The organism is Methylobacterium gossipiicola, from assembly GCF_900113485.1.
Lineage (GTDB): Bacteria > Pseudomonadota > Alphaproteobacteria > Rhizobiales > Beijerinckiaceae > Methylobacterium > Methylobacterium gossipiicola.
The window spans coordinates 1-8530 of record NZ_FOPM01000049.1 but is presented as its reverse complement, the minus strand read 5'-3'; the positions used below and the strand labels follow the sequence as shown (position 1 = coordinate 8530).

Genomic DNA, 8530 nt, shown 5'->3' with positions numbered 1-8530 from the left:
TTGAACTCACGTCCGAACTTGCGACGCTGCATGGAGCACCTCCGGCTTCATCATCACACCTAAATCGGGTGTCCGTGAAACCGGCAGCAGGCCAGGTCACCTACGACCGGGTTGGGTGGATGAACGAACCCGCTTGCGAGGGATGAGTGGCAGTTTCGAGGTTTGCAGATTGAGACGACAGCTCTGCGCTGATTAAGCGTTACCCGGCCTGGGCGGACGATCCCGGTTCCCTTCATCCGAGTGGAGCCGGTTCCATGACCATCCTGGCCGTTCCCGCCTCTGCCGCCGGCTCGCTTCGCCAGCGTCTGGTCGACGACATGACCCTATGCCGGTTCTCGCTTGAGACGCAGCGCAACTACTGTGCTGGCCGCTGTGCAAGATGGTGTTGTAACGACCGCTTGAACCCAAGTTGTGTTATTCGATCAATATGATGCAAAACAAAATACGACCGAGGCAGGTCTTTTCGGTATGCAGGTGTCGTTAATATTTATGTTCGCACTCCTGCCTCCCGCACGCCTGTCCTCGCCCCGTCCTCGAAAGTGAATTCGATCCCGGCCTTTTCCAGGGCTCGGCGCACCGCGAGGGCGGTTTCGCCCCGTGTCCGGATCGGCGAGTTCGGATCCTCCAGGCGGTTGATCGTCGAAATCGAGACGTTCGCCAACCCGGCGAGATCCTCCTTCGACAGGCCGAGGAAGGCGCGCGCCGCGCGGATCTGGCCCGGGGTGATCGCCTCACTGCCTGGGACCGGACCGGCGGCCGGGTTACCGGACGCGGCGGCGCGGGCGGCGCCCCCGGACGCGCCGTAGCGGGTGCGCCCGGGAACGTTGAGGCAGACGCCGACCCATTCCCGCACGGAGCCGTCGGTGTTGAGCACGGGAGCGCCGCGGGCGTTGAACCATCGGTAGATGCCGTCGGCGCACAGGACGCGGTAATCGGTGTTGTAGGGAGCCGTATGCTCGACGGCCGTCATCCAGGCCGCATGGGTCCTGGGCCGGTCCTCGGGATGCACCGCGTCCAGCCAGCCCAGCCCCTGCATCTGCGCATGGGTCTGGCCCGTCAGCTCCATCCACTGGGGCATCTCGCTCGGCTCGCCGTTCGACTTGTTGACCCAGAACACGGCGGCGGTGGCGACGATGAGGGCGTTGAGCCGGTCGTGCCGCTGCAGGAGGGCGCTCATGGTGTCGTGCTGGGCGGTCACGTCGAACACCACGCCCATGCCGTGGCTCGGCGTGCCGTCCGGCCCCATGATGACCTCGGCATGGTGGAGGAGCCAGCGCTGCGTCCGGTCCGGCCGGATGATGCGAAATTCGCGACTGATCGGCTGGCCCGACCGCAGCACCGCGATCTGATCCCCGTGGGCTGCCCGATCCTGGGGATGGATCATGTCGATGGCATAGCTGAAGGTCAGCTCCGTGGCGGGTTCCAGCCCGAAGATGCGATGGAAGCCGGGCGAGGCGTCGAGGCGCTCGGATTCAAGGTTCGCGGACCAGAACCCCACCTTGCCCGTATCCTCGACGAGCTTGAGCAGGTGCCGCGAGGAAAAGGCCCGCGGGGCGGTCTCCCTATCCGGCACGGCGGTCGGGCGCATGAGCGAACGTGTCGGCATTCGATTCCCCTGGCCTCCCGCGCCCAGGGGGCATGAGGCAAATCATGTCGGACTTACGCATCTAAACCCTTAAGAGCAATAAATCATCTCAGATCCAATGGACACAAACAAACAAAAAATGCATTTTCGCTTGGAGCCGATCGGAATGGGGCCTGAGCGTGCGGGAAAACGACAGCAACGCATTGTGCGGGACGATTAAATCCAGAAGGATGGACGCCGTCCTGTTCGCGACACCCGCTCCGAGTTCCTTCCAAAATTCCTTGAAATGACACGAAACATCTCTCGGTCGGTCTTCTATTCTCTGTGCGAGATGGAAAGATACGTCATGGGTCATGAAATGCGTCCCAGTGCGGGGCCTTCGGCGGGCATTCTTGACGTTGCTTAAGCAGAAATCCCGGAGATTGCCTCAAGGTGGCGAGCCGTCCATCAGCCCAGGGGAAGCCAGATGTTGTTCGGCCATCAAATCCTCGCGTCCAAGCTGAACGCCCTCAACGCCTCGCAGGCGCTCATCGAATTCGACCTCGATGGCAATATCATCACCGCGAACAAAAACTTCCTCGATGCTTTGGGATATCGCCTGGACGAGATCCGGGGACGCCACCACAGCCTGTTCGTGGATGCCACCGAGCGGGAGAGCGCGGCGTATCGCCGGTTCTGGGAAGCCCTGCGCCGTGGCGAGTTCCAGGCGGCGGAGTACCGCCGCATCGGCAAGGGCGGTCGCGAGGTCTGGATCCAGGCGAGCTACAATCCGCTCCTCGGACGCGACGGCAAGCCCACGGGCGTGTTCAAGTGCGCCGTCGATATCACCGCCCAGAAGCTGCGCACCACCGATTTCGAGGGCAAGTTGCGCGCGCTCGACCGCTCGCAGGGCATCATTGAGTTCGCTCTCGACGGCAAGATCCTCACCGCGAATGCGAACTTCCTCGCCGTCGTCGGCTACACCCTGCCGGAGGTGACGGGCCGGCATCACTCCCTGTTCGTCGCTGCGGACGAGCGGGGCAGCCCGGCCTACGGCGCCTTCTGGGAATGCCTCCGGCGGGGCGAATTCCAGCAGGCGGAGTACAAACGCATCGGTAAGGGCAGCCGCGAGGTTTGGATCCAGGCCACCTACAATCCCGTGCGGGACGCCTCCGACCAGCTCGTGAAAATCGTCAAGTTCGCCACCGACGTCACCGAGGCGGTGACGGACCGGCTACGCCGGGCCGCCCTGCAACGGGGCATCGACCGGGATCTCGACGGCGTCGCGGCCGCGGTCTCTAGAGCCTCCGAGCAGGCAATGGGCGCCGCCAGTGCCGCCGAGCAGGCCTCGGGCAACACCCAGAACGTCGCCGCGGGCGCCGAGGAACTCGCGGCCTCCGTCGGTGAGATCAGCCAGCAGGTCACCCGCGCCCTTCAGGTCGCGGTCCGCGCCGTCGCCCAGGCGGATGCCACTTCGGTGGTGGTGGCCGGCCTGGCGGCGGCGGCCCAACGCATCGGCGAGGCCGTCGAACTCATCGATCGGATCGCGAGCCAGACCAACCTCCTGGCGCTCAACGCCACCATCGAGGCGGCGCGGGCCGGTGAGGCGGGCCGGGGCTTCGCCGTCGTCGCGGCGGAAGTGAAGAACCTCGCGTCCCAGACCGCGAAGGCCACGGAGAGCATCGGCAGCCAGATCTCCGAGACGCAATCCGCGGCGAACGAGGCCGCCGCAGCCATCACGAACATCGGCGGCACCATCACCGAGGTCAACCAGATCTCGGCCGCCATCGCGGCGGCCATCGAGCAGCAGGCGGCGGTCGCCCAGGAGATGTCCGGAAACATGCAGGCGATGACGAGCGCCGTGATGGAGATCAGCCACAACGTTGGCGAGATCGCCGCCTCGACCCAGGCCGTCGACGCCTCGACCCGTCAGGTCCGCGAGGCTTCCCGGGCCATGGCGTCCTGAGCCCGCCGCACGAGACGGCCGCCGCACCATGGCTCGAGGACGAGAACCATCCAGGGTCGCGCGTTTCGTGGGGCATTCCGGGCTTGGGACGTATTTCGAAACGGCAAGCAGGAACCAGCGCCCCTTGACCGACATCGAAACGCGGCAGGCGTCCGACCGGCTCGCGGCGAGCAAGCCCCCTTCCCGGGGCCGAACCGAACCGTTTTCAACGCCACCCCTGTCCGTCCCTCCCTATCGCCAGCCGCGAGTCGCCATCCCGGCGGGCGTGACCGCCTTCCTCGCGGCATTCTTCGTGCGCGATGCGATTCATCCGCACCTGCCGCCCGGCTTTCCCTTCCTCACTTTCTTTCCGGCCGTTATCCTCTCGACCTACCTCTGCGGGGCCGTGGCCGGCCTCGTCTGCGCGACCCTGTCCGGGCTCGCCGCATGGTACTTCTTCATCCCACCCCTGCACACGTTCGCGGTGGATGAGACCGTCCTCACGGCCCTGGGGCTCTATGCTGCCGTCGTCGGCATCAACATCCTGCTGATCCACCTCATGCAGAGGGCGGTGGCAGAGTTGACGCGGACGGAGGCCGCCGCGCGGGCCCTGCTCGACCAGCGCGGTCACCTCGCCTCCGAGCTCGAACGGGAGACCGAGCTCCGCCGGATGCACGAGCGCCTCGCCGAGCATTCGCTGCTCCTCGACCTCGCCCTGAAGGCCGCCGATGCCGGGACGTGGCACTACAGCGTGGCGAGCGGTCGGGCGCTCCTCTCGGCCGAGATGGCGCGGCAACACGGCCTCGGTGACGCCGAGATCGAAGTCGACCTTCGGCAGGACTGGCAACCCCTCGTTCATCCGGACGACGCGGCCCGGACCCTGGCGGATCTCGAAGGCGCCATCGCGGCGCGGGGGACGTTCGTCTCCGACTTCCGCATTCCCCTGCCCACGGGCGACACGCACTGGCTGAGCTGTATCGGACGGGTCGAGACCGGACCGGCGGGCGAGGCAGACTGGGTGGTCGGACTGACCCTCGACGTCACCGTCCGGAAACTGGCCGAGTGCCGCAGCGAGCATCTCGCGCGGCACGATCCCCTTACGGGCCTTCCCAACCGCATGCAGTTCCAGGAGTGCTTCCTCCAGGAGATCGCACGGGTGAAGCGTGGCGGCCCTCCCTTCGCCCTGCTCTGCCTCGACCTCGATCGGTTCAAGGCGGTCAACGATACCCTCGGCCACGCCGCGGGTGATGCCCTGCTGATGATCGTCGCGGATCGGCTGCGATCCGTGGTGCGGACCGAGGATACCGTGGCGCGCCTCGGCGGCGACGAGTTCGTCGTGATCCAGATCGGAGCGACCGGCACCAACGACACCCGCGTCCTCAGCGAGCGCATCGCCGAGGCCATCGCCGCCCCCCTGGAGATCGAGGGACACCCGGTGGAGATCGGGGTCAGCATCGGCCTCGCCCTCGTGCCGCACGACGGCGTGGATCCCGACGCGGTCTATCGGGTCGCGGATCGGGCCCTGTACCGGGCCAAGGCCGAGGGCGGACGCTTGCGCCCGCCCTCGGCCTGAGATCGCCCGCGCCGGACTCGCCCGGCGACGGCGGGGGAAACGTCGCGGCTGGCTCTCCCGTCACGCCACCCGCACAAAGACGGCAGCGGCGGCCATTTCGGCCAAGGGCTGGAACGCGCGGACGAGGTCGAGATCGACCTTTCCAGCCATGCTCCGCAGGATGGCATAGGCTTCGTCGCCGCCGAGCGGCCTCTTGTATGGACGGCGCTCGATCAGGGCGGCGAACACGTCGCAGACCGTCACCATCCTGACGAGGTCGGGGATCCGGTGAGCCCGGAGGTTGTCCGGATACCCAGAACCGTCGAGGGCTTCGTGGTGCGAGCGCACTACGGCGAGCATCGCCTCCGAATGATCGCCCCCCCGCAGCATGTCGTAGCCGATGGACGTGTGTGTCCGCATCACCGCCGCCTCCTCGTTGTCGAGGAGACCGGGCTTGTTGAGAACCGACAGGGGGATCCGGGTCTTGCCGAGGTCGTGCAGGAGGGCTGCCTGCGTCAGCTGCCGGCAATCGGCCTCGCGGATGCCGAGGTGCCGGGCGAAGCCGGCCGCCAGACCGGCGACGAGGAGGCAGTGCTGGTGCGTCGCATCGTCGAAGCGCCACACCACGTCGAGCCAGGTCCGAACGTCGGCTTGGCCGAGAGCGGTCAGCACGATCTCGGCGCCGTGCGTCACCTGTTCCGGCGTCGGGGCCGTTCCCGCCCGTCCGCGATCGAGGATGCGGGTGAGGACCGCATCCGCGGCGACGGCACCGGCCATGGTCGCCCGGACGTTGTCCAGACCGGGCACCCCGGCGAGGAGGCCGTCGAGGGACGCCCCTAGGGACCAAGCCGCATCGTCGGCCCGGAGGATCCGGTCGGCGCCGAGCGCTTGGGCCTGGGCACGGGCACGGGGCGTATCTTCATGCATCAGGCAGAGGAAGGGCGGCCGGTTCGGGCCGAGGCGGCCGAGATGCCGGTACAGGCTGGCGACCGAAATCGAACGCGAGAGAGAGGTGTCGCCGATCACCGCCAGGACGCGCCCCGGTGCCGATAGCATCACAGGCTCAGCCGGATCGAGGAGATCGACCACCACGGGCTCGCCCCAGCCTTTCAGGACACCGGACATCCAGCGGCACCGGGTCGGCGTATCGGTGAGAACAAGGATGGCGGCCACAGTCGTACCAATCTCGTCGTAAGTTCGAGCGTAGGGTAGACCTAAACGTACTATGGCGTTCTGCGTTTGATGGATGAAAGAAGGGGGTATTCAATGGTTTTACCGGCAGGTAAATGACATCATATTGCTCAAATTAACCAAAATTCCGCAATCGTGAAAGAAAATATTTCAGATTAAGCTCTGCCGTGACCTCAAATTGCCCGGCGGCATGGCGGTGGTTAACACGGTGGCGGACGTCATTCAGGCTGAACGGGGTCAAGATTCGCCCTCCCCCATCCGGCCCCGATCACGTGTTCCTATTTCTGGTCAATCCATCTTGGCCTGCCTCCTGAAAAGTGGTCCTCCCTGAGGTATGGCTACGAGCCATGTGGAGGATGTTTCATGGGACGGAAGAAGCATACGGCTGAAGAGATCGTCGCCAAGTTGCGCCAAGTTGATGTCTTGGTCTCGCAGGGCCGCAAAGTTGCTGAAGCAATCCGGTCCATCGAGGTGACTGAGGTCACGTACTACCGCTGGCGTTCCGAGTACGGCGGTCTGAAGGGTGACCAGGTCAAGCGGCTGAAGTCTCTAGAGCGTGTTATGAACTGATTGGTGGGCGTCGCGTTGAGGGTGATGCCGACCGATCGCCCCGCCTATCCGTCCGACGTGTCCGATGAAGAGTGGGCGCTGGTGGCGCCCTACCTCGCGCTCCTGCGGGAGGACTCGGCCCAGCGCGACCACGAGCTGCGCGAGGTGTTCAACGGCCTGCGCTACATCGTGAAGACGGGGGCGCCGTGGCGGTTCATGCCGCACGATCTGCCGCCGTGGGCGGCCGTCTACCAACAGACGCAGCGCTGGCTGTCGGCCGACAGCTTCGCGGATGTGGCCGGCGACCTGCGGGCGGTGCTGCGGATGGCGGCGGAGCGGGAGTCTGAGCCCTCGGCGGTGATCCTCGACAGCCGGACGCTGCGCTCCTCGCCCGAGAGCGGCGAGCGGGCGGGCTATGACGGAGCCAAGCGCAAGCGGGGTTCGAAGGTGCATCTGGCGGTGGACACGCCGGGCCACGTCGTGGCGCTGCACGTGACGCCCGCCAGGACCGACCACCGGGCCGAGGTCGGCCGGCTATCGTCGGAGGTTCAGGCGGAGACGGGTGACCGCGTCGAATTGGCCTTCGTAGACCAGGGCTATTCCGGCCCCAAGCCGGCGGCGGCTGCGAGCGCCCACGGCATCGATCTGGAGGTCGTGAAGGCACCCGAGGCCAAGCGCGGCTTCGTGCTGCTGCCGCGCCGTTGGGTTGTTGAGCGCTCCTTCGCCTGGGCCACCCGCTGTCGGCGTTTGGTCAAGGATTACGAGCGCTACGCCAGCACGTTAGCTGGTCCACACATGGTCGCCTTCGTCTGCGTCATGCTCAAGCAGGCCGGAAAGCTTATGACAAGTGCATAACACGCTTTAGAGACCGAGAACCTGCGCCTTCGTCGAGCCATCTCCGATCTGCCCCTGGAGAAGCTCATCCTGAAGGAGGCCGCCTCGGGACCCGAAGGGTAGCGCCAGCAAAACTTCTGAGCCCGGCTCGCCGCCGGGCCTGTGTCGACTTCGTCGTTGCCGAGCACGGTGTGTCCGAACGCTTCGCTTGCCGTGTCCTGGGCCAACATCGTTCGACCCAGCGCAAGGTCGCTGTCCTGGCCGAGGACGAAGCCGCTTTGACGGGCGCCATCGTCGCCCTGGCGCTGCAGTATGGACGCTACAGCTACCGTCGGATCACGGCCCTGCTCCGACGTGACGGCTGGACGGTGAACGTGAAGCGCGTCGAACGGATCTGGCGGCGCGAAGGGCTCAAGGTCCCGGCTCGCCAGCCAAAGCGGGCACGCCTCTGGCTCACCGACGGCTCCTGCCTTCGCTTACGGCCCGAGCGACCTGACCACGTCTGGTCCTACGACTTCGTCGAGCACCGCACGCACAATGGACGCAAGTACCGGATGCTGAACGTCATCGACGAGTTCAGACGCGAGTGCCTGGCCATCCGCGTGTCTCGTAAGCTGAAGGCATTGGACGTGATCGATGTACTCTCGGACTTGTTCAGTTTGCGCGGGGTGCCGGGGCATATCCGCTCGGACAACGGGCCGGAACCGAAGGACCGCGCCAGCGAGTTCATCGCCAAGGCCGTTCAGGACTGGATCGCGGCGGTGGGATCGACAACCGCCTACATCGAGCCGGGCAGTCCGTGGGAGAACGGCTATTGCGAGAGCTTCAACGCGAAGCTGCGGGATGAACTCCTCAACGGCGAGGTGTTCTACACCCTCAAGGAGGCCAGCGTCGT

At 65.9% G+C, this 8530-nt stretch carries 5 protein-coding genes and 2 pseudogenes; 5 read left to right on the top strand and 2 right to left on the bottom strand.

What is annotated here, in order from left to right; genetic code table 11:
- Nucleotides 1–487 precede the first annotated feature (487 nt).
- Nucleotides 488–1606: a PAS domain-containing protein gene (locus BM249_RS20705; RefSeq protein ID WP_091975492.1), complete on the bottom strand. Its 1119-nt coding sequence runs from the start codon at nt 1604–1606 to the stop codon at nt 488–490.
- A gap of 445 nt (nt 1607–2051) precedes the next feature.
- Between BM249_RS20705 and BM249_RS20700 the strand changes: the two genes are divergently transcribed.
- Nucleotides 2052–3530 carry a methyl-accepting chemotaxis protein gene (locus BM249_RS20700; RefSeq protein ID WP_091975491.1) on the top strand — a complete coding sequence of 493 codons (1479 nt, stop codon included), beginning with the start codon at nt 2052–2054 and terminating at the stop codon, nt 3528–3530.
- A gap of 265 nt (nt 3531–3795) precedes the next feature.
- Complete coding sequence (locus BM249_RS20695; protein ID WP_177232479.1) at nt 3796–5082, top strand: diguanylate cyclase domain-containing protein; 1287 nt, start codon at nt 3796–3798, stop codon at nt 5080–5082.
- 60 nt (nt 5083–5142) lie between these two features.
- Here the strand turns inward: BM249_RS20695 and BM249_RS20690 are convergent, their stop codons facing one another.
- A complete protein-coding gene (locus BM249_RS20690; RefSeq protein ID WP_244528894.1) occupies nt 5143–6234 on the bottom strand; it encodes an HD-GYP domain-containing protein in 1092 nt (363 codons plus the stop codon).
- Nucleotides 6235–6615: 381 nt separating this feature from the next.
- On the opposite strand from BM249_RS20690, the pseudogene BM249_RS20685 reads away from it, so the two are divergent.
- The 3 genes and pseudogenes from BM249_RS20685 to BM249_RS20675 all read left to right on the top strand — a co-directional run.
- Nucleotides 6616–6807 (top strand): annotated as a pseudogene (locus tag BM249_RS20685) (transposase); the annotation flags it as partial.
- 39 nt (nt 6808–6846) lie between these two features.
- Entirely contained in the window at nt 6847–7656 is an 810-nt protein-coding gene (locus tag BM249_RS20680) for an IS5 family transposase (protein WP_091975488.1), read from the top strand.
- A gap of 6 nt (nt 7657–7662) precedes the next feature.
- Nucleotides 7663–8530, top strand: a pseudogene (locus BM249_RS20675) (IS3 family transposase); the annotation flags it as partial.

Excerpts from the sequence above, each read along its gene's own strand:
- BM249_RS20700 (WP_091975491.1), top strand. The coding sequence starts at position 2,052 with ATGTTGTTCGGCCATCAAATCCTCGCGTCCAAGCTGAACGCCCTCAAC.
- BM249_RS20680 (WP_091975488.1), top strand. The coding sequence starts at position 6,847 with ATGCCGACCGATCGCCCCGCCTATCCGTCCGACGTGTCCGATGAAGAG.
- BM249_RS20705 (WP_091975492.1), bottom strand. The coding sequence starts at position 1,606 with ATGCCGACACGTTCGCTCATGCGCCCGACCGCCGTGCCGGATAGGGAG.